At 64.4% G+C, this 25,158-nt stretch carries 21 protein-coding genes; 12 read left to right on the top strand and 9 right to left on the bottom strand.

The window, feature by feature from the left end; all coding sequences use genetic code 11:
* Positions 1-40: 40 nt before the first annotated feature.
* The 3 genes from DOM66_RS10510 (at position 41) to DOM66_RS10500 (ending at position 4,806) form a co-directional block, all read left to right on the top strand.
* Positions 41-1,054 (top strand): DNA topoisomerase IB, encoded by a 1,014-nt coding sequence (locus tag DOM66_RS10510; protein ID WP_110675406.1) that lies wholly within the window; start codon positions 41-43, stop codon positions 1,052-1,054.
* Between the two features lie 88 nt (positions 1,055-1,142).
* Positions 1,143-2,207, top strand: coding sequence for a lactonase family protein (locus tag DOM66_RS10505; RefSeq protein ID WP_157959031.1), 1,065 nt, complete (start codon positions 1,143-1,145; stop codon positions 2,205-2,207).
* A gap of 361 nt (positions 2,208-2,568) precedes the next feature.
* Positions 2,569-4,806, top strand: a complete 2,238-nt coding sequence (locus tag DOM66_RS10500) for an NADP-dependent isocitrate dehydrogenase (RefSeq protein WP_110675404.1) — start codon at positions 2,569-2,571, stop codon at positions 4,804-4,806.
* Positions 4,807-4,997: 191 nt separating this feature from the next.
* Here the strand turns inward: DOM66_RS10500 and DOM66_RS10495 are convergent, their stop codons facing one another.
* Positions 4,998-6,470, bottom strand: a complete 1,473-nt coding sequence (locus tag DOM66_RS10495; protein ID WP_110675403.1) for a carbon starvation CstA family protein — start codon at positions 6,468-6,470, stop codon at positions 4,998-5,000.
* 225 nt (positions 6,471-6,695) lie between these two features.
* On the opposite strand from DOM66_RS10495, the gene DOM66_RS10490 reads away from it, so the two are divergent.
* The 4 genes from DOM66_RS10490 (at position 6,696) to DOM66_RS10475 (ending at position 9,821) form a co-directional block, all read left to right on the top strand.
* Positions 6,696-7,442 carry a murein L,D-transpeptidase catalytic domain family protein gene (locus DOM66_RS10490; protein WP_110690090.1) on the top strand — a complete coding sequence of 249 codons (747 nt, stop codon included), beginning with the start codon at positions 6,696-6,698 and terminating at the stop codon, positions 7,440-7,442.
* A gap of 140 nt (positions 7,443-7,582) precedes the next feature.
* The gene (locus DOM66_RS10485; protein WP_110690089.1) at positions 7,583-8,731 is read left to right on the top strand and encodes a L,D-transpeptidase; all 1,149 of its coding nucleotides are present in this window, start codon (positions 7,583-7,585) and stop codon (positions 8,729-8,731) included.
* 218 nt (positions 8,732-8,949) lie between these two features.
* Entirely contained in the window at positions 8,950-9,444 is a 495-nt protein-coding gene (locus DOM66_RS10480) for a universal stress protein (protein ID WP_110675400.1), read from the top strand.
* Between the two features lie 107 nt (positions 9,445-9,551).
* On the top strand, positions 9,552-9,821 hold the full coding sequence (locus DOM66_RS10475; RefSeq protein WP_110675399.1) for a DksA/TraR family C4-type zinc finger protein: 270 nt from the start codon (positions 9,552-9,554) through the stop codon (positions 9,819-9,821).
* 1,063 nt (positions 9,822-10,884) lie between these two features.
* Here the strand turns inward: DOM66_RS10475 and DOM66_RS10470 are convergent.
* A complete protein-coding gene (locus DOM66_RS10470; RefSeq protein WP_110675398.1) occupies positions 10,885-11,352 on the bottom strand; it encodes an Lrp/AsnC family transcriptional regulator in 468 nt (155 codons plus the stop codon).
* 131 nt (positions 11,353-11,483) lie between these two features.
* On the opposite strand from DOM66_RS10470, the gene kynU reads away from it, so the two are divergent.
* The 4 genes from kynU to DOM66_RS10450 all read left to right on the top strand — a co-directional run bounded on the left by kynU (position 11,484) and on the right by DOM66_RS10450 (position 16,148).
* On the top strand, positions 11,484-12,716 hold the full coding sequence (kynU, locus tag DOM66_RS10465; protein WP_110690088.1) for a kynureninase: 1,233 nt from the start codon (positions 11,484-11,486) through the stop codon (positions 12,714-12,716).
* Positions 12,716-13,531, top strand: a complete 816-nt coding sequence (locus DOM66_RS10460; protein ID WP_110690087.1) for an alpha/beta hydrolase — start codon at positions 12,716-12,718, stop codon at positions 13,529-13,531. The genes kynU and DOM66_RS10460 overlap by 1 nt, the downstream gene beginning before the upstream one ends.
* 108 nt (positions 13,532-13,639) lie before the next feature.
* A complete protein-coding gene (gene kynA, locus DOM66_RS10455) occupies positions 13,640-14,500 on the top strand; it encodes a tryptophan 2,3-dioxygenase (protein WP_110690086.1) in 861 nt (286 codons plus the stop codon).
* A gap of 256 nt (positions 14,501-14,756) precedes the next feature.
* On the top strand, positions 14,757-16,148 hold the full coding sequence (locus tag DOM66_RS10450) for a histidine-type phosphatase (protein WP_110690085.1): 1,392 nt from the start codon (positions 14,757-14,759) through the stop codon (positions 16,146-16,148).
* Positions 16,149-16,264: 116 nt separating this feature from the next.
* Here the strand turns inward: DOM66_RS10450 and DOM66_RS10445 are convergent, their stop codons facing one another.
* The 6 genes from DOM66_RS10445 to DOM66_RS19745 all read right to left on the bottom strand — a co-directional run bounded on the left by DOM66_RS10445 (position 16,265) and on the right by DOM66_RS19745 (position 21,791).
* On the bottom strand, positions 16,265-17,716 hold the full coding sequence (locus tag DOM66_RS10445; protein ID WP_157959030.1) for a carbohydrate porin: 1,452 nt from the start codon (positions 17,714-17,716) through the stop codon (positions 16,265-16,267).
* Between the two features lie 93 nt (positions 17,717-17,809).
* Positions 17,810-19,093, bottom strand: coding sequence for an MFS transporter (locus DOM66_RS10440; RefSeq protein WP_110690083.1), 1,284 nt, complete (start codon positions 19,091-19,093; stop codon positions 17,810-17,812).
* The gene (locus DOM66_RS10435; protein WP_110675391.1) at positions 19,074-20,090 is read right to left on the bottom strand and encodes an alcohol dehydrogenase catalytic domain-containing protein; all 1,017 of its coding nucleotides are present in this window, start codon (positions 20,088-20,090) and stop codon (positions 19,074-19,076) included. The genes DOM66_RS10440 and DOM66_RS10435 overlap by 20 nt, the downstream gene beginning before the upstream one ends.
* Positions 20,090-20,908 carry an SDR family NAD(P)-dependent oxidoreductase gene (locus DOM66_RS10430; protein WP_110690082.1) on the bottom strand — a complete coding sequence of 273 codons (819 nt, stop codon included), beginning with the start codon at positions 20,906-20,908 and terminating at the stop codon, positions 20,090-20,092. The genes DOM66_RS10435 and DOM66_RS10430 overlap by 1 nt, the downstream gene beginning before the upstream one ends.
* Positions 20,909-20,918: 10 nt before the next feature.
* Entirely contained in the window at positions 20,919-21,446 is a 528-nt protein-coding gene (locus DOM66_RS10425; RefSeq protein WP_110690081.1) for a 2,4'-dihydroxyacetophenone dioxygenase family protein, read from the bottom strand.
* Positions 21,447-21,548: 102 nt separating this feature from the next.
* Positions 21,549-21,791 (bottom strand): hypothetical protein, encoded by a 243-nt coding sequence (locus DOM66_RS19745; protein ID WP_188115183.1) that lies wholly within the window; start codon positions 21,789-21,791, stop codon positions 21,549-21,551.
* On the opposite strand from DOM66_RS19745, the gene DOM66_RS10420 reads away from it, so the two are divergent.
* Entirely contained in the window at positions 21,717-23,561 is a 1,845-nt protein-coding gene (locus tag DOM66_RS10420) for a sigma-54-dependent Fis family transcriptional regulator (RefSeq protein ID WP_110690080.1), read from the top strand. The genes DOM66_RS19745 and DOM66_RS10420 overlap by 75 nt on opposite strands.
* Before the next feature lie 236 nt (positions 23,562-23,797).
* Here DOM66_RS10420 and DOM66_RS10415 read toward each other — a convergent pair whose 3' ends face one another.
* Positions 23,798-25,129 carry an ammonium transporter gene (locus tag DOM66_RS10415; RefSeq protein WP_110690079.1) on the bottom strand — a complete coding sequence of 444 codons (1,332 nt, stop codon included), beginning with the start codon at positions 25,127-25,129 and terminating at the stop codon, positions 23,798-23,800.
* Positions 25,130-25,158 lie beyond the last annotated feature (29 nt).

The raw sequence follows: 25,158 nt of genomic DNA, 5'->3' as shown, positions 1-25,158 counted from the left end.
CGCTACCCTCCGCCCTCGTCACCGGCAAAAGGAGCTTGCCATGTCCCGCTCGACCCCGCGGCGCGTCACCCGCCACCGCTGCGGCAAAGGATTCACCTATCGCACCCCCGACGGCACCACCCTCAAGGACAAGCGCTGGCGCGAATGGATCGCCGGACTCGCCATCCCGCCGGCGTGGCAAGAGGTGGAGGTGATTCTCGACAAGCGCCACCGCATCCATGCCACCGGCCGCGACAGCGCCGGGCGCAAGCAGTACATCTACAACGCCGCCTGGCGCGAGCAGCGCGAGTTCGAGAAGTTCGACCGCATGGTCGAGTTCGCCAGCCGACTGACCCGCATGCGCCGGGTCACCGGGCAGCACCTGACCCTCGACGGCATGCCCCGCGACAAGGTGCTGGCGTGCATGGTGCGCCTGATCGACAGCGCCTACTTTCGTCCCGGCAGCGAGCGCTACCGTCAGGAGAACGACTCCTACGGGCTCACCACCATGCGCTCCAGGCATCTCACCATCGAGGGGGACGAACTGATCTTCGACTATCAGGGCAAGAGCGGCCAGCAGCAGCACCGGGTGGTCGAGGATGGGCGCCTGGCGGCAATCGTCGCCGAGCTCGACGATATTCCCGGCTACGAGATCTTCAAGTACTTCGACGACGCCGGCCACAAGACCCGCGTCGACAGCCACGATCTCAACGACTATATCCACCAGGTGATGGGCGAGCGCTTCAGCGCCAAGGACTTCCGCACCTGGGCGGGCACCTCGATCGCCGCCCTGGCCCTCGACGAGCTGGGCCTGGGCGAGGATGACCAGAGCAGCGAGAAGAACGTGCGCGAGGCGGTGGCGCGCGTGGCCGAGCGGCTCGGCAACACCCCCAGTATCGCCAAGGCGAGCTATATCGACCCGCGGGTAGTGGAGAGCTATCTGGATGGACGCACGCTGTCGCACTTCCGTCAGCTGGTCGACGCCGAGCTGGAACAGGCCGAGGCGCTGACCAGCCCCGACGAGCGTGCCATTCTCCAGCTGCTGCGCAGCCGCCTGAAGCGGGAAGGGGCGTGAGCGCCCTGCCCCCGCCGAGTCGCCAATCGACGCCGAGGCACGTGCGATGCTAAAACAAGAACCCTTTTCGCCCACTCGAGGAGCGCGCATGTCGTCATCCGATTTCGATACCGTCGTCTATGTGGCCAACGCCGGCGACGGCACCATCGGCAGCTATCGCCTGCACCGGGAGCATGGCCGGCTCGAGCCGCTCGCCACCACGCCGGCCGCGGAGAACGTGATGCCGCTGGCGCTGAGCCCGGATCGCCGCTTCCTGTACGCTGCCATCCGCAGCCAGCCGCTGCGCGTGCTGAGCTACCGGATCGAAGACGACGGCGCGCTCACGCCGCTGGGCAGCGGCCGCCTCGAGGGCAGCATGGCGTATATCTCGACCGACCGCAGGGGGCGCCATCTGCTCGCCGCCTCCTACGGCGACAGTGTGGTCAGCGTCAGCCCGATCGGTGCCGACGGCGTGGTCGGCGACGTCACCCAGACCTGCCCCACCGGCAGCAACGCCCACGCCATCCTCGCCACCCCGGATGACCGCAATGTCCTCGCCACCAATCTCGGCGACGACCGCCTGGCGCAGTTCCGCTTCGATGGCCAACTGAGCGCCAACACCCCGGACGCCGCCGCCACCGACCCCGACGTCGGCCCGCGTCATTTCGTGTTCTCCCCCTGCGGGCGCTTCGTCTACGTCCTCGGCGAGTTCGATGCCAGCGTCACCACCTTCGCCCTGGATGCCGACAGCGGCACCCTGAGCCGGCGCTCGGTGTGTGCCGGCCTGCCGCCGGAGAGCGAACTGACCCGCGGCATGCCGCGCGAGGAGATTCCCGACGGCGACGACACCCCGCGGATCTGGGCCGCAGACCTGCATATCAGTCCCGATGGCCGCCACCTCTATCTCTCGGAGCGCACCACCAGCACCCTGAGTACCCTGCGCGCGGACCCCGAGACCGGCAGCCTGACCTTCGTCGCCAATCAGGCCACGGTGGCCCAGCCGCGCGGTTTCGAGATCGACCCCCAGGGCGAGTTCCTGGTGGTCGCCGGCGAGCGCAGCGATCATCTCGCGCTCTACCGGGTGGATGCCGCCAGCGGCGAGCTCAGCCATGCCAGCGACGCCCCGGCCGGCACCAAGGCCAATTGGGTCGAGATCGTCACCCTGCCGCGCTGAGGTGAAACCGGGAGATCGCCCAGGCGCCGCACAGGCCGCCCAGGGGCTGCGAGGGCGCGCCAGGCGTGCCTCGCAGCCGCCGCCCTGGCGCACCCGTGTGAATGCGTCCTTCATCGGGCACTGGTATACTCTGCCCCGATCCGCCAGGTTGTCGACAACTCATGCACGGCCCCACGCTCATCACCCCGGGGCGCGCATCGACAGCCGAGGCCGCCGATTTTACGCGCGTGGCATCGTCCGTATCGCGATGCCGGGTGCCTCGACGGGCTCTGGATCGCAGCGTAGCCGGCGCTCCCGCCCGCGCTCGACACCCCGTGCCATCGCCAACGTGCAATCGCCAAAGAGAGGTTAACGAACAGACATGTCCAATACGCCGAAGATCATCTATACCCTGACCGACGAAGCGCCGGCACTGGCCACCTACTCTCTGCTGCCGATCATCGAAGCCTTCACCGGCACCGCCGGCATCACCGTCGAGACCCGCGACATCTCGCTCGCCGGCCGCGTACTGGCACAGTTCCCCGACCTGCTCGACGACAGCCAGCGCGTCAGCGACGACCTCGCCGAGCTGGGTCAGCTGGCCAAGACGCCGGAAGCCAACATCATCAAGCTGCCCAACATCAGCGCCTCCGGCCCGCAGCTCAAGGCCACCATCAAGGAGCTGAAGAGCCAGGGCTACCCGCTGCCGGACTACCCGGAAGAGCCCAAGAACGACGAAGAGAGAGCGATCAAGGCAGCCTACGACAAGGCCAAGGGCAGCGCGGTCAACCCGGTGCTGCGCGAAGGCAACTCCGATCGTCGCGCGCCCAAGTCGGTCAAGAACTACGCACGCAAGTATCCCCACCGCATGGGTGAGTGGAGCAGTGACTCGCAGTCCCACGTCTCCCACATGAGCGACGGCGACTTCTACGGCAGCGAGCAGTCGGCGATCATCGAGAAGGCCGGCAAGCTCAAGATCGAACTCAAGCAGAAGGATGGCAGTAGCCAGGTGCTCAAGGAGGGCCTCGCGGTCCAGGCCGACGAAGTGGTCGACGCCGCGGTCATGAGCAGCCGCCAGCTGCGCAACTTCATCGACAGCGAGATCAAGGATGCCAAGAAGCGCGGCGTGCTCTTCTCGCTGCACCTCAAGGCGACCATGATGAAGGTCTCCGACCCGATCATGTTCGGAATCGTGGTCGAGGAGTTCTACAAGGAGGCGCTGGAGAAGCACGCCGACGCGCTCAAGCTGGCCGGCTTCAACCCCAACAGCGGCATCGGCGATCTCTACAGCGCGATCGAGAAGCTGCCGAGCGAGCAGCAGGACGCGATCAAGGCCGACATCGACGCGCTCTACCAGGAGCGTCCGTCGCTGGCGATGGTCAACTCGCACAAGGGCATCACCAACCTGCACGTGCCGTCTGACGTGATCATCGACGCCTCGATGCCGGCGATGATCCGCGATTCGGGCAAGATGTGGGGCACCGATGACGCCCTGCACGACACCAAGGCGGTGATCCCGGACCGCTGCTACGCCACCATCTACCAGACCGTGATCGAGGACTGCAAGCAGCACGGCGCCTTCGACCCGACCACCATGGGCAGCGTGCCCAACGTGGGTCTGATGGCGCAGAAGGCCGAGGAGTACGGCTCCCACGACAAGACCTTCCACATCCCGGCCGACGGCACCGTGGTGGTCACCGACGAGCACGGCCACACCCTGTTCAGCCACGACGTGGAAACCGGCGACATCTGGCGCATGTGCCAGGCCAAGGACGCGCCGATCAAGGACTGGGTCAAGCTCGCGGTCACCCGCGCACGTGCCAGCGACACCCCGGCGATCTTCTGGCTCGACGCCAACCGTGCCCATGACGCGCGCCTGATCGAGAAGGTCGAGACCTACCTCAAGGAGCACGACACCAGCGGTCTGGATATCCGTATCCTCGCCCCGGTCGAGGCGATGAAAGTCTCCCTCGAGCGTATCCGCAAGGGCGAAGACACCATCTCCGTCACCGGTAACGTGCTGCGCGACTACCTCACCGACCTGTTCCCGATCATGGAGCTGGGCACCAGCGCCAAGATGCTCTCGGTGGTACCGCTGATGAACGGCGGCGGCCTGTTCGAGACCGGTGCCGGTGGTTCCGCACCCAAGCACGTGCAGCAGTTCCTCGAAGAGAACCACCTGCGCTGGGATTCGCTGGGCGAGTTCCTGGCCCTGGCGGCGTCGCTGGAGCATCTCGGCAATACCTTCGACAACGCCCGTGCCAAGGTGCTCTCCGCGACCCTGGACAAGGCCAACGGCGAGTTCCTGGACGCCGACAAGTCGCCCAAGCGCAAGGTCGGCGAGCTCGACAACCGCGGCAGCCACTTCTACCTGGCGCTCTACTGGGCCAAGCAGCTCGCGGCCCAGAGCGAAGACGACGAGCTGAAGTCGCTGTTCGCCGAGATCGCCAAGACCCTGGAAGAGAGCGAGAAGACCATCGTCGACGAGCTCAATGCAGTCCAGGGGCGTCCGGTCGACATCAAGGGCTACTACAACCCCAGCCGCGAACTGGCGAGCCAGGCCATGCGCCCGAGCCAGACCCTCAACGCCGCGCTGAACAAGCTCTACAAGGCCTCCTGAGGCACGCGCGCCGGCGGCCCGCTGCCGGCGCTCTCATCCTGGGGGATCTCAAGACCAGGGTGACCTCAAAACCAGGATGACCCCATAGAAACGGGCCCGTGCCATTGGCACGGGCCCGTTTGCGTGGGTACCGCTCGCCTGAGCGCCCTGCGGCCGAGTCTCTGTCGAGCCCCTCGGCAGCAGGGGCGGGCTCAGTCGGTGGCCAGCTCGCCGATCCGGCCGTTGGCCTGGCGGCGTGGCGTCTCCGGCTCGTCGACGGCGAAGATACCGCCGCTCAGCCGGCGCACGCGCTTCATGAACAGCGCCACACAGATCAGCGTGCCGATCGCTGCGACCACGTAGCTCACCTGCAGCGTCAGGCCGAAACCGATCGGCGCATAGGCCAGATAGGTGAAGGTGGCCATGGTCATGAACAGCGCCGGGATCAGGGTGATCAGGTAAGGCTTGCGCGACAGCACCAGGTACATGGTGGCGACCCACAGCGCGATCACCGCGGTGGTCTGGTTGGCCCAGGAGAAGTAGCGCCACAGCAGGGTGAAGTCGATATGGGTCAGCGCGTAGGAGATCACGAACAGCGGCGCGGCGATCAGCAGACGGCGCACCAGCGGACGCTGGTCGATCTTGAGGTAGTCGGCAATGATCATGCGCGCGCTGCGGAAGGCGGTATCACCAGAGGTGATCGGCAGCACGATGACCCCGAGCACCGCCAGGGTGCCACCGACGGCGCCGAGCATGGTGGTGGAGACCTGGCTGACCACGGCCGCGGGGCCGCCGGCGGCGAGCACGTCGGAGAGGGTATGGTCGCCGTGGAACAGGCTCATCGCAGCGGCGGCCCAGATCATGGCGATGACCCCTTCGGTGATCATCATGCCGTAGAAGATCTTGCGCCCGCTGCCTTCATTCTCGGTGGTACGCGAGATGATCGGGGTCTGGGTGGCGTGGAAGCCGGAGAGCGCACCGCAGGAGATGGTCAAGAACAGCAGCGGGAAGATCGGCGCGTGCTGCGGATGCATGTTCTCGAACGACAGCTCCGGAATCGGCGCACCGGTGAAGACCATGCCCAGGCCGATACCCAGGGCGCTGAACAGCAGCAGCGCGCCGAAGTAGGGGTAGATGCGGCCGATGATCTTGTCGATCGGCAGCAGCGTCGCCAGCAGATAGTAGGCGAAGATCACCATGGTGATCAGGGTGATCGAGAGCGGCGTCATGTTGGCCAAAAGCGCCGCCGGCGAGGTGACGAAGACCGTCCCTACGAGCAGCAGCAGCAGGATGGCGAAGCCGTTGACCACATGCTTCATCGCCTTGCCCAGAAACTTGCCCGCCAGCTGCGGCAGGTGCGCACCGTGGTTACGGATCGAGATCATCCCGGTGAGATAGTCGTGAACGGCACCGGCGAAGATGCAGCCGATGACGATCCAGACGAAGGCGACCGGCCCGTAGAGCGCCCCCAGGATCGGCCCGAAGATCGGCCCCACCCCGGCGATGTTGAGCAGCTGGATCAGCGAGTTGCGCGTGGTATTCATCGGCACGTAGTCGATGTTGTCGCGCATCGTGAAGGCCGGCGTGCGCCGCTTGCGGTCGGCGACGAAGACGCGCTCCACGAATTTCCCATAGGTGAAATAGCCCGCTATCAAGAGCAGGATCGATGCGATGAATGTGATCATGAGTGGCCCCTGGTACGGAAAGAACGCCTCGTGAGCGCCTGGCGGGAGTCATGCGCGGCCCAATGCGGCCACAGCCCGGTCGGGGCTCAATCTACGGAGGTAACGAAATGAAAGCAGCTAGACTTTAGTGGTAGCCACCCACGCCGAGGACGCCGCTGCCGGCTTGTCTCCCTGGCACTCCTCGCGCATGCTGGCGCTTTCCGCGACCGCCCACGCTTCCCGCCGATGAAAATCTCACTGACCGCGCTGCTGCTGGCGCTGCTGCCTCTCGCCCCCGTCGCGCTCGCGGCGCCGGCTCCCGATCTGCTCGCCCGCGCCGCCACCGTGCCTCAGCTCTCGGCCGACACACTCGCGCGTCTGGCCCCGGATGCCGACCCCGAGGTGCTGGCGCTGGGGCTCGCCACCATGCAGTGCGCACAGCATCATGGCGTCGCCGAGGACGCCACCCGGCTGGCGGTGATCGACTATAGCCGCTCGTCCCTCGAGCCGCGTCTTTGGGTGTTCGATCTGCCCCGCCAGCGCCTGCTCTATCGCGAGGTAGTGGCCCACGGCCAGGGCTCCGGCGGCGATATCCCAGAGCACTTCTCCAACCGCGATGGCTCCCACGCCTCCAGCCTCGGGCTCTTCGTCACCCGCCACACCTATCAGGGCAAGAACGGCTACTCGCTGCGCCTGGACGGGCTCGAGCCCGGCTTCAACGACGCCGCCATGAGCCGAGCGATCGTGATGCATGGCGCCAGCTACGTGGACCCGGCCCGCGACGCCGCCCAGGGGCGCCTGGGCCGCAGCTGGGGCTGTCCGGCGCTGCGCCCGGCGGTCGCCGGCGGCGTGATCGACGTACTCAAGGAGGGCCAGTTCGTGTTCGCCTACTATCCCCAGCGCGACTGGCTGCTGCATGCCGCCCTGACACGCTGCGGCCAGGCCCAGGTGGCTCGCACCGAAAGCCACGAGCGCCTGATCGGGGCACGCTGAGCCGGCGCCGAAAGCGGCAACGAGCGAGTGAGCCCGGCAGGTGATCGGCGAGGCGCCAATCCCGAGTTGCGGGGCGTGCGCTGGCGTATCAGAGTGAAGAACGAAACCTGAGTCACCCATCACAGGTGTGGAGTCACGACATGGGAAGGTACCGGAGCGCCGCAGCGCTACCGCGCAGGATCACCGCGGGGCTGCTGGTCGCCCTGCTCGCACTGCCGCTGCCGAGTCTGGCCGCGCCGTTCTGGGGCGAGCGCCAGTCGAGCCCGGTGGACACACCACTGGACGCCCTGCCCCCCGGCGCCTGGATCTGGGGCGGAGACGACGAACGTGGCGGCCCCATGGCGGTGGTGGTGAGCCTCACCGAGCAGCGCGCCTACGTCTATCGTAACGGCGTGCTGATCGGCGTGAGCACGATCAGCAGCGGCCGCCCCGGCTACGACACGCCCACCGGCGTGTTCACGGTGCTGCAGAAAGATCGTGACCATCACTCCAACCTCTACAACGACGCGCCGATGCCCTTTCAGCAGCGGCTGACCTGGGATGGCATCGCGCTGCACGCCGGCGGCCTGCCGGGCTACCCGGAGTCCCACGGCTGCGTGCACCTGCCGAGCGAGTTCGCCCGCCACCTGTTCGACGCCTCCAATCTGGGCATGACGGTAGTGGTGGCCAAGGCCGGCGAGGCGCCGGTCTCGCTGGTCCACCCCGGCCCCGCCAGCCCCATCGACCCGCATACCGGCGCCGATATCGACAGCCCGCCGCTGGCCAACGGGCAGCCCTGGGCGTGGGCACTCTCGCCTCCCACCGAAGGGCCGATCTCGATGATCCTCAGCCGCAGCGACCGGATGCTGGTGGTCTACCGCAACGGCATCGAGATCGGGCGTTCCCGGGTCGAGCTGGCCCGCCCCGACGAGCATGGCGGCACCCGTGCCTATATCGTCGAGGGTGGCGCCACCGGGGCATCGGCCAGCAAAGCGCCTCCGACGGCGACACAGACCTCGACCACCCCGGCCAGCACGCCGGCGATGCCGAGCTGGATCGCGATCGGTGTACCCGGCGCCGAGCAGCACGCCGGCCAGCGCGTACCCGCCAGCGTGGTCAATCAGGTCAGCCTGCCGGACGCCTTCAAGGCGCACCTGCTACCGCTGCTGGTGCCCGGCAGCGTACTGGTGGCCACCGATGCTCCGCTCAGCGCACGCGGCAGCGGCGAGCATCTGCGGGTGATCGATAGCGTCGGCCCCCGGGGCTGGCTCGACGAGGTCGACACCGCCCGCCATCTCGGTGGTGGCTGAGCCCTGCGCCATCGCCACCAACGATAGTGCCAGGCGATCTCTCATCGACACGGCCACGGGTGTCGGGTTTCCGCGTACGGGTGCGACAATCGCCCACTGGGCGGGCGCCCCCGCGTGGCCTATCGTGGCCATAGCGGGTGCACCCGCGGCCACGGCAGCCGAACCCCGGCGCCAGATCTGACCCCGCCCGACCCGTTCGGGCCTGCAAGGAGGTCGTCATGTTCAAGTCACTGCTGATTCCCATCGACGGATCGCCGGACTCCCATATCGCGCTGAACGTCGCCTGCCAGCTGGCCGCACCGGTCCAGGGCAAGCTGCACCTGCTCAATGTACGTGAGCCTTTCCCGCCCATGCACCAAGGGGAACTGATCAGCGTCGAGGCGGCGCTCAAGGCCGCCTCGGTGGAGACGGCGCAACGCGAAGGCCGTGCGGTACTGGACGCCGCCCTCGATACCCTGCCCTCCTTCCCCGGCTACAACGGCGAATTCGACCTGCTGATCGAGCAGGGCTACCCGACCCGGGTGATCGTCACCGTGGCCGAGCGCCTGGGCGTCGACGCCATCGTCATGGGCAGCCGTGGTCTCGGCCAGCTACAGGGGCTGATGATGGGCAGCGTCTCGCACAAGGTGACCCATCTCGCCCCCTGCCGCGTGCTCTGCGTGCACGAGCCACCGCGCAAGCACGCCCACGCCGCAGAGGGCCAGCCGGTCTGATACCGCCCCCGTGGCTCGCGTAAGGCTTGTCGCGGGGGCGATTCGCCACCATCTTGTCATAAGGCGGTTGAGCAAGAGATCGGCGAGTTCGGAGAGGAGGTATCACCATGGCCGGAGGCTGGGCACACGACGGCGCGGTACAGGACCAGATCGACAGTACCGTGAACGACGGCATCGATGAGGTACGCAGGCGGCTCGAACGGCAAGGCCCGAGCCTGACCCACTGCGAAGAGTGCGAAGAACCGATCCCCCCGGCGCGGCGCGAAGCCGTGCCGGGTGTCAGGCTCTGCGTGGCATGCCAGGCCGAGGCCGACAAGCGCCACACCCACCAGTCCGGTTACAACCGTCGCGGCAGCAAGGATAGCCAGCTACGCTGATCCCTGTCGGTTGGGACTATCGATACGCTCCGGCCGAGCCGGCGGGCGCTGATTTTTGGCACGCTCGCCCAAACAAGCATCGATATTCTTTTTTTCTTTCCGTGAAAACACTGTTAGCCTTGCGTCAATAAACGGGTGTTTAAGTGTTCTTTCCTCCGTTTTGCGATTTCTATTATTAAGTAAGATGCGATAGAAGCGGTACGGTATTACACGGCTTACACTTTTGTAGTATTTCGACGATAGCCGTGACCGTCGCCCCACCAGGTTCATGGTCGCGATCTCGCGATCTTTCTGCCCGGCTGCAGGCAACTCCTGCTACCGGGCGTTTTTTTGTGCTCGCCGTCGCTGCGCGACGTCAAAAACCGCTCCCGGCGGTTTTGTGAGCCCGCCCCCCCCCCGGCAGGCTTCCTGGCCCCCCTCTGAGCGGTCGCTGTGGGGCGTCATGAACCGCTCGCAGCGTTTTCATGCAAAGATTTGCCGTCTACAACTTTTATCGCAGTCCGCCGTTTGCAGCGAGAGACCCTCGGCCGCCTCGAGAAAAAGCAAATCACACACCTTAACTTCTCGCGCCCACCGCCGATAAAGGCATCACGTTGTTAGAGATACGCGGCAACCTCGGCGCATCTCCCGTGTGGAGCCTTACCCCGAGGACGCCCAACAGGGCCGAGAGGGACCTTCGGCCGCACGCTTTGGGTTGCTCCCTGCGACCGCCTCGACCCGACTGGTCGCACGGGCAACCCCGTCCGCCCTTATCGGGTCTTTTTTGGTCTGACACGCGCCTCACCGAAGCTTACAAAAGACTTCAATTCAGATCTTACTAATATTTTAGAACTACGCCATCCTGAGCCTGTGACTTGGCCAATGAAGTCACGTGTCTCCTATTTCCCTTCATTCGTGATGGGTAGCAATAGGCCCCTCTTTTGCCCGGCTTGGGTGCTGACCTTCGGGTCTGCGTCGGCCGGGATTTTTTCATGCTTTCCCAGCGACCTACGCCCTCATCCTGTCGAATATCACGCCCGGCTCGACGGCCGCGCGACCGTGAATGCCTCCCCGTGCACGGCCTTCAACCCTGCACCTTGAGCGGCCCGGCCTCCTTGAAGCACTCCAGCGCCACCTGGGTGGACACGTCGCGAATCCCCGGCATCGGACTGACCACCGAGGAGAGAAAGTGTGAGAGCGCGGCGAGATCCGCCACCTTCACCTTGAGAATGAAATCGTGACTGCCGGTGGTCGAGTGGCAGTCGATCACTTCGTCACAGGCCAACAGCGAGGCGATCGTCTCCCGCGGCGTGCCCAGCCGTGACTTCTCCATCGACACGGCGATGAAAGCGGTCACCATGAGCCCCAGCGCCTCGGGTGCCAGGCGCAGCGCATAACCTTGGATGACACCGCTCGCCTCGAGCCGGGCAATCCGCCGCGAGCACTGGCTGGGCGAGAGACTCACACGCTCGGCCAGCTCGGTCAGCGTCTGACGCGGTGAACGCTGCATGGCATGGAGCAGACGACGGTCGAAGGCATCCAGCGCATCCATATTGCATAAACCTTCTGAAAAAGAGTGTCTTTTGCACTTTATGCCGAAAATACGCAAGAGAACACAACCCCGAAGCGGGCTGATCGGCTTACGCTACGCGTGAACTCTCTTCAACATGACTGGAGATGCCAATGCGCCCGACGCTCACCGAGGCCAGGGACCTGGACAGCCGGGACACGCTGGCTGCCTTCAAGGCCCACTTCGCCCTGCCCGACGGCATGCTCTATCTCGATGGCAACTCGCTGGGGGCCCAGCCGCGGGCCGCCCGCGACGCGCTCGATGCGACCCGGGATCAGTGGCGCGATGCCCTGGTCGGTGGCTGGAACCAGGGCTGGTTCGATGCCCCCGAGCGACTCGGTGACCTGCTGGCGCCGCTGATCGGCGCCCGCGCGGGTGAGGTACTGGTCAGCGACAGCATCACCCTCAACCTGTTCAAGCTGCTCGGCTATATCACCGAGTGCCAGGGACGCGCCCGGCCAGTCATCCTCAGCGAAGGCGGCAACTTCCCCGCCGATGGCTATATTGCCGAAGGCTTCTGCCGTAGCGCCGGTTTCGAACATCGCCTCCTGCCCGAGGGGGCACCGCTGGAGACGCACTTGGATACTCAGGTAGCGGTGGTGGTGCTGAGCCAGGTCAACTATCGCACCGGCCAGCTGCGCGACATGGCCGATACCACCCGCCGCATCCACGCCCAGGGCGCCGAGGTGATCTGGGATCTGGCCCACTCGGCGGGCGCCCTGGCGGTCGACCTCCAGGGCAGCGGTGCCCGCTACGCGGTCGGCTGTACCTACAAGTATCTGAATGGCGGTCCGGGGGCGCCCGGCTTTCTCTACGTCCGCGGGGAGTGCCAGCGGGCGGCATGGCAGCCGCTATCTGGTTGGCATGGCCATACCCAGCCCTTCGCCTTCGAAGCCGACTACGCCCCCGCCGCGGGGATGACGCGCTTTCGCACCGGGACCCATTCGGCGCTGGCCTATGCCCCGCTCGAAGCTTCACTGACGCTATGGCAGGAGGTGGACATAGCGGCACTGAGAGCCAAGAGCCTGGCACTGGCCGACCTCTTCCGTGCCTGCGTCACCGACCTGTTCGAGATACATGGTATCGAGGACATCACTCCGCCCCCGGCGCAGCGCGGCAGCCAGGTCGGTTTGATCCAGCGCGAGCACGGCTATGCCATCGTCCAGGCGCTGATCGCGCGCGGCGTGATCGGCGACTACCGCGAACCGGGGCTAATGCGCTTCGGCTTCACCCCGCTCTATCTCAGCCATGTCGATGTCTGGCACGCCGCCGAGCAGTTCCGCGAGGTGGTGGAGAGCGCTGAGTACCGCAACCCACGTTTCCAGACCCGCACGGAGGTGACCTGATGCCAGACAGACAGAGTATCGAAGCCCGCGAGCACGCCCACTCGCCAAGACGCTGGGCGCGAGATGCCGAAAGCACCCTGGCCCACCAGGCCGAGCTGGGGCGCAGGCTGCGCGAGTCGCGTCCGCCGCAACGTCTCGCCTATGGCGACGCGGAATACGCCTGGCTCCATCTACATCTGCCGGAGGGCGACGGCCCCTGGCCGCTGATGATCTTTCTTCACGGCGGCTACTGGAAGGCACTGGACGCCACCGCCACCGACTTCATGGCAGCAGACTGGCTGGCATGCGGCTGGGCCTTCGCCTCGCTGAACTACCCGCTGGCCCCCGCCGCCACGCTGGAGACGCTGATCGAAGAGAGCACCCGCGGGGTGCGCTACCTGCTGGCGCAACAAGAGGCGCTCAACCTGAGCGGCCGAGTGCGTCTCGGCGGTCACAGCGCCGGCGCACATCTCGCACTGATGAGCTGCCTCGCGGCGGAGTGCCCGAAGGCGATCGAGGCGCTATGGCTGATCAGCGGCGTCTACGACCTGCGCCCGCTGCTCGGCACCTCGATCGCTGAGCCTCTCGACCTGGACGAAGCCCGCGCCGAGCGCCTGAGCCCGTTGTGCCTGCCGCTGACCGGCCTGCCACCGCTGGATCTGGTCCACGGCGAGCAGGACCCGCCGGTGTTTCATCATCAGGGCGAGGCGCTCGCGGCCCGGGCCGAACGCGATGGCGTGCCGGCGACGGTGACTCTGCTGCCGGGCCTGGACCATTTCGACATCCTCGAGTATGCCGACAAGGCGCTGGACCTAGGCCAGCCTGACGCCCACTGACCGCCTGAAGCAGGCTGTTTGCACGACGCAACCACGCTCGATAGCGACGCCTGGTAGCGACATTTGACGACGACACCCGACAACAACACACGAACAAGGGTAGCCAACATGCACGACGACAATTCGACCCCGCGCGAACGCAGCGCCGTCGATCTGGGTAACGAGCAGCAGGTGCACTGGGACCCGACCATGAGCTACGGCGAGTACCTGGACCTGGCACCGCTGCTCGCCTGCCAGAACCCGATCAGCGACCAACACGACGAGATGCTGTTCGTGATCATACATCAGGTCTCGGAGCTGTGGCTGAAGCAGTGCCTGCACGAGGCGCACGCGGCGGCGCGGGCGATCAGCGCCGACGAGCTGCGTCCGGCGTTCAAGATGCTCACCCGGGTCGCGCGGATCCAGGCGCAGATGATCAATGCCTGGGAGGTGCTCGCCACCATGACACCGTCCGACTATCTCGCCTTCCGCGACAGCCTCGGCCAGAGTTCGGGCTTTCAGTCCTATCAGTACCGCGAGCTGGAGTTTCTGCTCGGCAACAAGCACCCGCGCCTGGCCGAGGCGCACCGCCGCCACCCCGCCCATTACCAGCGGCTACACGAGGTGCTCGACGCCCCCAGCCTCTACGACGTCTGCCTGCAGCTGCTGGCACGACGCGGCTTCGAGCTACCCGAGGCGACGCTCCAGCGTGACTGGTCGACGCCCTATACCCCCTCGCCCGAGGTCGAGGCCGCCTGGTCGACCATCTATCGCCACGCCGAGCGCTACTGGGATCTCTACGAACTCGCCGAGAAGCTGATCGACACCGAATACAACTTCCACAAGTGGCGCTTCAGTCACATGAAGACAGTCGAGCGCATCATCGGCCAGCGCAGCGGTACCGGCGGCACCTCGGGTGTGGCCTATCTCGAGAAAGCGCTGGCGCTACGGTTCTTCCCGGAACTGTGGTCGGTCAGAGGCGAGCTCTAGGGGAGATGCCCACCCAATCGGACCTCTCGATCTTGCGGATCGTCTTCGTGATCGCAAACTTCACGCCTCTGTAGCGCCCGTCTCTTTATTACCTCGTGGTAAATCATCCACGGTGCCGTGTCTCGTCTCTTGCTGACATCCGTCTCTGTGCTTACCCAGCGTCATGAAAGTGAAATTGGGCCACCCTAGGCTTGGCGAACTTATTGCCCTTCCATGCAATTATCCAACCAGCAAGAGACTAAAAGAGAAATTTCTGATGAAAAAACCTCTAATTTTTCTACTCCTGACTCTTCTGCCATTTTCTGTTTGCAGTGCACTGGAGCAGCGGCAGGAATCTTCATCCAAGCAGTACGCGTATGGCACCAAATCCACCTATCAGCCGCATGCCTCGCCGGCCAATTACCAGCCCATTCCCAGCGGCTATCATATCGTTTATACCGAACTGCTTTCCCGCCATGGATCACGAGCGTTATCCAGCCCTAAATATGACGTCATCAGCCTGCAAATCTGGCAAGCCGCCAAGGCACAACACGCCTTGACCCCATTGGGTGAACGTCTTGGGCCGGAAATAGAGCGTTTTATGGCAGCCAACCAAAAACTGGGATACGGCAATTTATCCGAGCGCGGCAAACTAGAGCAAACCATGATTGGCGCTCGCCTTGTCGCACGAGACAAGCACCTGTTCGACAATGCGGTACACAACAACCGCCCCATTGACATGGAATATTCAGGCAGGGAGCGGGCAAAAGACAGCGGCCTCGCCTTTATCTCGGGCATGGAATACGAAAACCCCGCCATAGGCGACTTGACCAGCCCGCCCATCATCGACAAAGCCCAGCTCTACTTTCACAAACAGGAAAGCAACCAGTATTATCAGGATTACAAAAAAAAGGACCCAGACCTGCGGGCAGCCATCCAGCAGTTGATGAACCTGCCTGAAACGCATGACATGGCACAACAGATGCTGGAGCGGATTTATACGCCGGCCTTCGTGGCGCAGCTAACGTCGGGAAAACTCTCCTTCCTGCCGAAAAACAAGAAAAAGCCCGTCGTTTACAACGACGTCGACGCGGCGATACAGCTATTCAATCTGTACTTGGCAGCGCCCGGGCTTTCTTATGAGGCGGGCAAGCAACCTTGGCGGTTCATCGATTTTGTCACCCCCGCCGAGTCACAATGGTTCACTTATGTACTCGATGGCAAACACTTCTACGAGAAAGGCCCCAGCTTCAAGGGCACAGACATCACCTATCGCATGGCAAAAGTCCTGGAAGATGACTTCTTCAAGGAGATCAAAGGCATTCAAGATGGCACCAACAAGAAAGCGGCAAAAATCCGCTTCGCGCATGCCGAAACGGTGATACCCTTTGCCGCCCAAATGCGCCTGAAGGGCAGCACTGAAGGCGTTGCGAAAGGCCAGCTATACAGCTACGAAAACAATCCATGGCGCGGCGACTGGGTGTCTCCGTATAGCGCCAATATCCAGTGGGACGTGTATCAGAACAAGGCTGGCACTCTGCTGGTCAGAATGCTGTACAACGAAGAAGAAATTCCGTTCCCGAGCCAGTGCCAGCCAATCCAACCCGGCAGTTACTTTTACCAGTTCACCGAGCTGGAACGCTGCTACGGTGAACAAGCCCAGAGCTGATCCAAGACACAATGAGTCAGAAACAGAGCCAGCCATCAAGCGGCCGCTTGATGGCTGGCTCTTTTTTCAACCATCGCCCCTGGCGGGTTTTCCGATGAGACAGTGACTGTCACAGCTCAATCGGCTGCGCTCAGCCCCATGGCCTTGCCCAGATCGATGCCGAACTGCAGCGCCACCACGACTCCATCATCGTTGAGACGCGGGGCTGCCGGATTGAAGAAGTTGCTGGGGTTGATGATGTACTGCACCGAGGGCTCCAGGAACATGTAAGCCGGCAGGCCGAGATGGTAGTTCGTCTCGAGTCGAAACACGTCTCGGGAGCCCCGCTCGGCAGTGCCGCCATTGGCCACGCGGGCCTCGCGCTGCGCCTCGATCTGGCGACTGCCCAGGCGCGCGTAGCTGGCCTTGATGTTGGCCATGTCAGCGGCTCTATCAAAGGGCTTCAAGTAGGTGAGCCCGGTCTCGATGAACGCCTGGTAGGGTTGGTTATCACCGGGCGCCGCCTCTAGCGAACCGAACACCAGCAGCGCCTGGGGATCTTCGCTGCCGCCCCGGCCACCATCAGGACGCCAGAACGCCTGGCGGAACTTGAACATGGCACCGGCGGTGCCGCGGCCATCGCGCTCGCCGCTACGCGGGTCGTACTGATCACTGGTGTTGTAGAAACCGATGAGCTCGTAGCGGCCGGGATACGCCTCATCCGAGAAGGTCGTCTCGTGCCCTATCGCGGCAAGAATGCTCTCCCCCGCTGAATCCGAGGGGTTCCAGTCGAAGCCATGCCCCTTGTCCAGGTACTGCTGTGGGTCGGATTCGAAGACGCCCAGTTTCAGACTCTTGTGGTTGCCGAGCTGAAGCTGCCCGAAAGCGCCCCAGGAGGCATAGGGTGGCGGCAGCGAGCCGGTCGCAAAGTCCCAGATGGGGTCATTGCACGCCACGACACTGGAGCAGTTGTTTTCGAAGAAGTAGCGCCGGGCATTGGTACGCCCCAGCACGGCTTTCAACCTCCCCCCAAAGTAGTTCTGCTCATAAGAGAATTCGGACAGATAGCCGCTGGAAATATCGTTGCGCGCCGGCGCTCCACCAAAATAGCTCCCCGCCGCCCCGGCATACGCAGGCGGCGTCGGCTGTCCGACGTTATGGTTGCCAGGGAAGAACGTATATTCCAGATGGAAGGTCGCATCGGGAACATTCAGCATCCGCTGCAGGTCGAAGTCGGCCCCTGCAAAGATATTGTTGGTGACGGCGTGGCTACCCTGTCTGGGTCCAGTAGAAGGGTTGCCGACCCACAGGGACCAGAGCGAGAGATGCGGCGTGATACCGGCAGCCTCCAGCCCACTGCCCAGATCGCTGAAGATGGGTTTTCCCTGGGTATAACGCGGCGCCTTCTGATTATCGTCGAGCCGCGCTGAGACTTCCGATTGCTGTGCCCAGGCATCGAACGAGAAAGCCATGATCACGGCTGCCGAGAGCATCGGCTTGGCCAGCGTCATCATGCGGGAGAGCGACGCGGGCCGAGCCTCGAGGCCGCGCTGGTGATTGGCGTGAAGACGTGCATAAGGTGAGGACATTATTATTATCCTTGTCATCGATTGAGTTGCGTTGATCGCAGGACTTGTCGAACAGGGGTCAAGTTTTAGAGAGGGCCTCGGTTTCAGATATGCCTAGGCGAGCGCGGCCTGGGACCGCCGGGCCAACACCACCGGCGCCGTCTCCTTGAGCCCCATGGCGAGGAAACCGGCCACGACGCAGATAACGCTCATCAGCCAGAGCGGCGCCGCATGCCCGGCGAGATCCGCCGCTGCCCCGGCCACCGTGGGCAGGATGCCGCCGCCGAGCACTTCACCCACCCCGCAGACGAAGCCGAGTGCGGTGGCGATATAGCGCGGATCTACGGTCTCGGAGGGGACGATGGCCATGAACAGCGGGAAGATGCCGTTCAGTGACCAGCCGAAAAAGAACAGAATGGCGAGGATGTAGGCACTGCCCTGGAAGTACATCGCGCCCAGGGTCAGAATCAGCCCCATGAACGGCGTGATGATCATCACCGGCTTGCGACCGATCCGGTCGGAAATCCCGCTGACCACGAAGCTCCCCACTGCCGCCGATATCCCCAGCACCCCCATCAGCCAGCCCATCTCCTGGGGCGAGTAGCCGCGTACGCTGGTGAGATAGATCGGCATGAAGGACCAGCAGACCACCAGATAGCCGATCAGCAGGATCGCCATCAGCGAGCAGATCAGCATGTTCCGGTGGGCGAGCATCTCGCGGATACTCGGCCGGCGTGGCGCTGGCCGTTCGGCCACAGTGGCCGGCACCGATGCCGTGCCGGGCTCGCGCATCAACCACCAGATCAGCCCGGCGGCGATCAGCCCGGGCACGCCAGCGAGAAAGAACGCCTCGCGCCAGCCGAAGGCGGTGGCGACGGCGACCAGCACCACCGGCGCGGCGAAGGAGCCGAGCAGGTTGGAGCCGAAGTTCTGCATCACCCCCATGGCCACCCCGCGACGCTTGGGAGAGACTTCTATCGCTGTCACCGTCTGCGAGATCGGCAGAATGGGCCCTTCGGCGATCCCCATGAGCAGCCGCGCACCGAGCAGCAGCAGAAAGGAGGTGGCGAGCCCGGTCAGGAAGGAGCAGAGGGAGAAGATGAGCGTGGCGATCACGAGAAAGATCTTTCGCCGCCCGCTGCGATCGGATATCGCCCCGAAGATCAGGCCGGAAATGGCCCAGGTGATCGAGAGCGCAGAAGCGGTCAGGCCGATTTCGGTATTCGACAGCCCGAGATCGGGCTGGACGAACGGCATCAGAAAATTGAGTGCATTCCTGTCGAAGAAGACGATACCGAAGTTCAAGCTCAGCAGGCCCACCAGCAGGATCTGATAGCGGGAACTGCGGCGCGCCTTGGGTGAAACGTCAGTTGTGATGTCAGCGTTGTTGTTGTTCATGGCTGATGAGCACCTTGCATTGGCGAGTACGGCTTTTCAGGGCCTCGAATACCGTTGGCACGTTGGCGAGCGGCACCGTCTCGGTGATCAGATGACGCGGTTCGACCGCGCCGGCATCGAGCACATCCAGGGCACTTTCGTATTCACGTCGGGAGAAGAAGGCAGCGGTCTGCAGGCGTATCTCCTTCGACAGAGCGGCGAAGGGCACGAACGCATCCGGCCGGGTGCAGAGGCCGAGAAGCAGAATGGTGCCGTGGGGCCTGACCTGTTCGATGGACTGGGCAATCAGCCCGGGCACGCCGGCACACTCGAAGACGATATCCGCCTCACCGCCAAGCTGGCGCGTGGCCGCGGCCACCGGCTCATCCGGCGCACAGACGAAGCCGGTAGCGCCCATCTCACCGGCCCGCGCCTCCTGATAACGGGCGATATCCTGGACCACCACCTGCTTTGCCCCGAAGCGGCGCGCCCAGAACGCGACCGCCAGGCCGATGGGGCCGGCGCCGATGATCAGCACGCGATCACCGGGGCGCATCTCGGAAAGGCGAACCCCGTGGAGCGCCACCGCCAGCGGCTCGACGATCGCCCCGTCACTCGTGCTCACGCCCTCGGGCAGCGGGATGCACTGGCGCGCTGCAGTGGCCGCATACTCGCCATACCCCCCACCCTCGAGCACCATCTGCTGACACCAGGCCGGCTCCCCGGAGAGGCAGGAGAGACAGCGCCCGCAGCTGCGAAACGGCATCACCGAGACCCGTTGCCCCGGGCGCAATGTCGTCACCTCGTTGCCGCAGGCGACGATCTCGCCGGCGTACTCGTGGCCCAGCACATCTCCAGGGCAGAGGCCGAACACGGCATCTTCGGTCATGTGCAGATCGGAGCCGCAGATGCCGCAGCGCTGCACCTCGACGACCACCTGGTCAGGGCTCGGCGTGGGGTCGGGCAGCTCCCGGATCTCCAGCGGCCGATGCAATTCGTTGAAGACGGCAGCACGCATCAGCCGACCCTCCCCAGTGAGGTCCCGCCATCGATGACCAGTTGCGCCCCCGTCATGTACGAGGAGGCATCCGAGGCCAGATAGAGGGCGAGCGCCTTGATCTGCTCGGGTTCCGCCAGTTGCCCCAGCGGCACCTTGGCATCCCAGCTCCGGCGCACCTCCGGATCCTTCAGCCAGCCGCCGCCGATATTGGTGACGAAGCCACCCGGCGCGATGGTATTGACGCGAATGCCGAACTCGGCGAGCTCCAGCGCCAGCTGGCGCACCATATGGGAGACACCGGCCTTGGCCGGCATATAGGGCAGCCCCACCACCGGCTCGGTGATGATGGCGGCATTCGACGAGGTGACGACGATGGCACCGCGGCGCTGGGGCTTCATGTAGGTCGCCGCCAGGCGCAGGGTATTGAAGGTGCCGGTCAGATTGATCGCGATCGTGCGATCCCAGCGCTCGGGGTCGAAGGTATCGACCTGCCCCTCTGCGTTGCGCCAACCACCCGGGTTCCAGAACCCGGCGCCGGGGTCGACCCCCGCATTGGCGAAGACGATATCCAGGCCGTCGAAGCCCCTTACATGAGCCTCGAACACCTCGGCGCTCTGCGCCCTATCGGCCACATCGAGGGCCTGTGCCTGCACCGTGAAACCCTGCTCCCTTAGCCTCGCCGCTTCACGCTCCGCGGCGTCGATATCGATATCCGCCAGGGTGACGCTGGCACCGTTTTCCGCCAGCACCTCGACATAAGCCAGCCCCAGACCCGAGGCGCCACCTGTAACCAGCGCCGAACGCCCCTCGACGCTGAACTGTTCGAAAAAGCGCATGGGCATTCCCTCACAGAAACAGCTGTTCGTTGATGGGAATGCCGTGGGCTTCGCAGTAGGTCACGTAGTGATTGATGAACCAGAAAACGTCCAGGGTCTCTGCCCATTCGCCCTGTTCATCGAAGAACTCATTCGCCCCCTGCATCCAGAACAGCGCCTTCATGCCGTTCGGCTCGTCAGTCACCAGGGTATGCGCCTGGCCGGGCATTTCGGTGATGAATTCGCCGGGGCCGCAGACCCAGTCGTACTCCAGATAGCGGAAAGTCCCCTCCATGCCCACTGCCCAGACCATGCCACGGTGGCGGTGCGTACCGATCACGCCCGGGCCCTTGATCCACAGGATATTGCAGTAGACGTTGTTGCGAACATCGAACGCGAGATGGCGAATTGCGGCGTTATCGCCAAAGGGAACCCAGGGGCTCTCGGCTTCCGAAAGCCCGACATAGCTCCCCTCGCGCCCGAAGCGATCCTGCATCGCCTTCATCGGTTCCGGCACTTCGACGATGCGATAAGCCGTGCTGGCAGGTGAATTGGACATGGTCTTTCTCCTCTCATGATGGAATCGGTCTGCTCCCCATCAACACGGAGCAAGCCACATGCCATCGACGTACGGACGTAGACCTATGTCTAGGTACGCCGTCTAAGTCGCCGCAAGATAAGCAAAAAACGCCCCACTCAAAAGACCAATGGATAACAGAGACGCGCCGCGCATTTTATTAAGATTGATAAAACTCATCATTTTTATAAAAAACGGCAGATGAAAATTGAAAATCACGCCCATTTTCTGCGACTTTGGTAGGGTAAATTCATGCCACGAAAACTGCGCCTCTCGGAAATAACGGAAATAACTGATCAAGAAAAATCTATAAAAGATACGCTGCATGCCGGAGATCCGCCGACGCTATACGACCTGACAGAGAGCCTGCGATTTACGCCCAACGACGGCCGGATCTGGTTCGATACCCGCCGCATGTTGCTGTTCGGCGCCCACTCCTTCGGCGCCCTGCGGCGCGAGCTGATCGAAACCCTGGGCCCTGCGGGGGCACGCGACCTGCTGATGCGCGTCGGCTTCTCGGCCGGCGCCTCGGATGCCGCCTTCGTGCGCAAGCACTGGGCGGATAGCGACGATGCCGGGGTGTTGAGTGCGGGTGAGCGCTTGCACGCGGTGATGGGCATGGTGAAGGTCGAGACCATCCGCCGCGACCATGACATCCCCAACGGCACCTTCAATGCCGAGTTCCTGTGGCACGACTCCGTCGAGGCCGCCGAGCACCTCAAGGCGCACGGGCTCTCCGCGGAACCGGTGTGCTGGATGCAACTCGGCTACGCCAGCGGCTATGCCAGCGCCTTCTACGGCAAGCGCGTGATCTACCGGGAGCTCGAGTGCGCCGGCTGCGGCGCCGCGCACTGCCGGATCGTGGGGGAGACGACCAGTGAGCGCATGGAAGCGAACGACGATCTCGACTGGCTGCGGCTCGACCGCCAGCGGCTGTCGACCGCCGCAACATCGAGCCGGGCCACACGCCGGCCCCCCGCGGCGCCCTCTTCCGCGCCCCGGGGGGCCGCCACCAGGGCCAACGCCCCTGAAAACAACGTCCCTGAAAGCAACGCCCAGCAGATCGTCGGTGTCTCGGCTGCTGTCAGCATCGCCCTGCAGAAGATCGAGCGGGTCGCCCCCACGCCGGCCACGGTGCTGCTCAACGGCGAATCGGGGGTGGGCAAGGACCTCTTCGCCAACGCCCTGCACCGCAGCAGCCTGCTGGCCGAAGGCCCCTTCGTCGCGCTCAACTGCGCGGCGATTCCCGATACGCTGATCGAAGCCGAACTGTTCGGCGTGGAGAAAGGCGCCTTCACCGGCGCCGAGCGCAGCCGCCCTGGGCGCTTCGAACGCGCCGACGGCGGCACTCTTTTTCTCGACGAGATCCCCTCGCTGAGCCTGGAAGCCCAAGGCAAGCTGCTGCGCACGCTACAGGATGGCGAGATCGAACGGGTCGGCGGTAGCCAGCCGATCCGGGTCGACGTGCGTATCGTCGCCGCCGCCAACAGGGATCTGTTCCAGGAGGTGCAGGCCGGGCGCTTCCGCGAGGACCTCTACTACCGCCTCAACGTCTTCCCAATCCGGCTGCCGCCACTGCGGGAGCGACGCGACGATATTCCGCTGCTGGTCGAGCACTTCTCGCGCCACTACGCCGAGCGCTACCGAAAATCGATCACCGGCCTGACGCGCAAGGCCTCCGATGCCCTGCTCGCCTACGACTATCCCGGCAATGTGCGCGAACTGCAGAACTTGGTGGAGCGCGGGGTGATCAACGCCCTGGATGGCGGGCCGATCGACGCCTTTCATCTGTTCGAGGACGCCGGCTTCTCCTCCAGCCCCGGCGCCAAGCTCAGAATCAACGCCGCGGGAGATCTCGAGACCGCCGAGCGCGAAGCTGTCTCGCTACCCCGTTCCCCGGGAACCCCTACCGCGAGCCACCCCGAAGACGCCGAGAAAGAACGGGAAATACAGCGACTCGAGCGCGTACTCGGCAATGCCGAAGGCAACGTCTCCCGGGCCGCCCGCGACCTGGGCATCACCCGTGCCAAGCTCGCCTATCGGCTGCAGAAGTTGGGGCTGGATCCCAGTCGGTACCGGTACCCCAATGACACATGAGCGGGGACGCGATGTGCTGCCGACGAGATGCGGTGAATTGGCCTGGCGCTGATCAGCAAAGCCGCCGGGGTCGGCGCGTGGCAGCCTGTGGGTAGGTAGCCTCAAGCCATGTGAGGCATGGCAACATGCCTAACGGAGGGTCACTTGTTGGACCGGATCGTCGATAGCGCCCTCCTCCACTCATGAGCAAGAGACGCAGGTAGCAGACCTTGCCCGCCACCCGCGCCCCTGCCAGCTCAGGCGCCTTTTTGCTCGGCCATCACGCCGCCCCCAGCGGCGGCAGAGCGCCTGCCCGGACCAGACGTGCCGGTCTCCTGGGCGCTCGCCGCAACGAATTCCGGGTAGGCCAGCATGCCGCATTCATGCAGGTCCATGCCTTCCAGCTCTTCCTGCTCGCTGACACGTAGCCCCACTACTGCCCGGATGAGCCACAGCACGGCGAAGCTGGCACCGAACATCCAGGCGAAGATCACCACGGTGCCGATCAATTGCACGAAGAGTGTCGCCTCGGGGTTGGAGAACAGCACGGCCAGGATGCCCCAGATGCCCGCCGTGCCGTGCACGGAGATGGCGCCCACTGGGTCATCGAGCTTCAAGCGATCCAGGCCCACCACCGACATCACCACCAGAGCACCACCCACGGCGCCGATCAGCACCGCCAACCCCGCCGACGGCAGCAGCGGCTCGGCGGTGATGGAGACCAGCCCGGCAAGGGCACCATTGATGATCATGGTCATGTCGGTCTTGCCGAACATGGCGCGTGATACCAGGGCCGCGACGACCATGCCGGCGGCCGCGGCGGAGTTGGTGTTGACGAAGATCCGCGCCACCGCGTTGGCGTCGTCGAGGCTGGCGATCTTGAGCATGGAGCCACCGTTGAAGCCGAACCAGCCCATCCAGAGGATGAACATGCCCAGCATGGCGATCGGCAGGTTGGCACCGGGAATGGCCCGCACCTCGCCCTTCGGCCCGTAACGCCCCTTGCGCGGGCCAACCAAGATCACCGCTGCCAGCGCCGCCGCCGCGCCCGCCATGTGCACCACCACCGAGCCGGCGAAGTCCTGGAAGCCCATGGCATCGAGGAAACCGCCGCCCCACTTCCAGTAGCCTTCCACCGGATAGATCACCGCCACCATGACCACGGCGAAGACCAGGAAGGGCCACAGCTTCATGCGCTCGGCGATCGCCCCGGAGACGATCGACATGGTCGCCGCCGCGAACACCGCCTGGAAGATGAAGTCGGCCATGCCGGAATAGTAAGGCGCGCCCTCCCCAGCCGAGATGTCCGCCAGCGTATTATCCTCACCGAGCATGAACTGCAGGCCCGGAATGACGCTGCTGATCGCCTCGGACGGATACATCACGTTGTAGCCGACCACCAGGAACACCAAACAGGCGATGGCGTACAGCAGGGCGTTCTTGGTCAGAATCTCGACCGTGTTGCGGGCTCTTACCAGGCCCGATTCGAGCATGGCAAAGCCACAGGCCATGAACATGACCAGGGCCGTGCACATCAGGAAGTAGAAGGTATCCAGGGCATAGCCCAGTTCCAGGGTCGCAGTTGCCATTGTGGTTGCCTCGTCGTTGTCGTTGTTCG

It is taken from the genome of Salinicola endophyticus (assembly GCF_003206575.1).
Lineage (GTDB): Bacteria > Pseudomonadota > Gammaproteobacteria > Pseudomonadales > Halomonadaceae > Salinicola > Salinicola endophyticus.
Note: the sequence above shows the minus strand (reverse complement) of the source record. Positions and strands in the feature narration are given on the sequence as shown.

What these genes read in the sequence shown, in the direction of transcription:
- DOM66_RS10440 (WP_110690083.1), bottom strand. Translation starts at nt 19,093, where the DNA reads ATGAACAACAACAACGCTGACATCACAACTGACGTTTCACCCAAGGCG.
- DOM66_RS10425 (WP_110690081.1), bottom strand. Translation starts at nt 21,446, where the DNA reads ATGTCCAATTCACCTGCCAGCACGGCTTATCGCATCGTCGAAGTGCCG.
- kynA (WP_110690086.1), top strand. Translation starts at nt 13,640, where the DNA reads ATGCACGACGACAATTCGACCCCGCGCGAACGCAGCGCCGTCGATCTG.
- DOM66_RS10450 (WP_110690085.1), top strand. Translation starts at nt 14,757, where the DNA reads ATGAAAAAACCTCTAATTTTTCTACTCCTGACTCTTCTGCCATTTTCT.
- DOM66_RS10480 (WP_110675400.1), top strand. Translation starts at nt 8,950, where the DNA reads ATGTTCAAGTCACTGCTGATTCCCATCGACGGATCGCCGGACTCCCAT.
- DOM66_RS10430 (WP_110690082.1), bottom strand. Translation starts at nt 20,908, where the DNA reads ATGCGCTTTTTCGAACAGTTCAGCGTCGAGGGGCGTTCGGCGCTGGTT.
- DOM66_RS10490 (WP_110690090.1), top strand. Translation starts at nt 6,696, where the DNA reads ATGAAAATCTCACTGACCGCGCTGCTGCTGGCGCTGCTGCCTCTCGCC.
- DOM66_RS10495 (WP_110675403.1), bottom strand. Translation starts at nt 6,470, where the DNA reads ATGATCACATTCATCGCATCGATCCTGCTCTTGATAGCGGGCTATTTC.
- DOM66_RS10505 (WP_157959031.1), top strand. Translation starts at nt 1,143, where the DNA reads ATGTCGTCATCCGATTTCGATACCGTCGTCTATGTGGCCAACGCCGGC.
- DOM66_RS19745 (WP_188115183.1), bottom strand. Translation starts at nt 21,791, where the DNA reads ATGCAGCGTATCTTTTATAGATTTTTCTTGATCAGTTATTTCCGTTAT.
- DOM66_RS10475 (WP_110675399.1), top strand. Translation starts at nt 9,552, where the DNA reads ATGGCCGGAGGCTGGGCACACGACGGCGCGGTACAGGACCAGATCGAC.
- DOM66_RS10500 (WP_110675404.1), top strand. Translation starts at nt 2,569, where the DNA reads ATGTCCAATACGCCGAAGATCATCTATACCCTGACCGACGAAGCGCCG.
- DOM66_RS10460 (WP_110690087.1), top strand. Translation starts at nt 12,716, where the DNA reads ATGCCAGACAGACAGAGTATCGAAGCCCGCGAGCACGCCCACTCGCCA.
- DOM66_RS10485 (WP_110690089.1), top strand. Translation starts at nt 7,583, where the DNA reads ATGGGAAGGTACCGGAGCGCCGCAGCGCTACCGCGCAGGATCACCGCG.
- DOM66_RS10435 (WP_110675391.1), bottom strand. Translation starts at nt 20,090, where the DNA reads ATGCGTGCTGCCGTCTTCAACGAATTGCATCGGCCGCTGGAGATCCGG.
- DOM66_RS10415 (WP_110690079.1), bottom strand. Translation starts at nt 25,129, where the DNA reads ATGGCAACTGCGACCCTGGAACTGGGCTATGCCCTGGATACCTTCTAC.
- DOM66_RS10510 (WP_110675406.1), top strand. Translation starts at nt 41, where the DNA reads ATGTCCCGCTCGACCCCGCGGCGCGTCACCCGCCACCGCTGCGGCAAA.
- kynU (WP_110690088.1), top strand. Translation starts at nt 11,484, where the DNA reads ATGCGCCCGACGCTCACCGAGGCCAGGGACCTGGACAGCCGGGACACG.
- DOM66_RS10420 (WP_110690080.1), top strand. Translation starts at nt 21,717, where the DNA reads ATGCCACGAAAACTGCGCCTCTCGGAAATAACGGAAATAACTGATCAA.
- DOM66_RS10470 (WP_110675398.1), bottom strand. Translation starts at nt 11,352, where the DNA reads ATGGATGCGCTGGATGCCTTCGACCGTCGTCTGCTCCATGCCATGCAG.
- DOM66_RS10445 (WP_157959030.1), bottom strand. Translation starts at nt 17,716, where the DNA reads ATGTCCTCACCTTATGCACGTCTTCACGCCAATCACCAGCGCGGCCTC.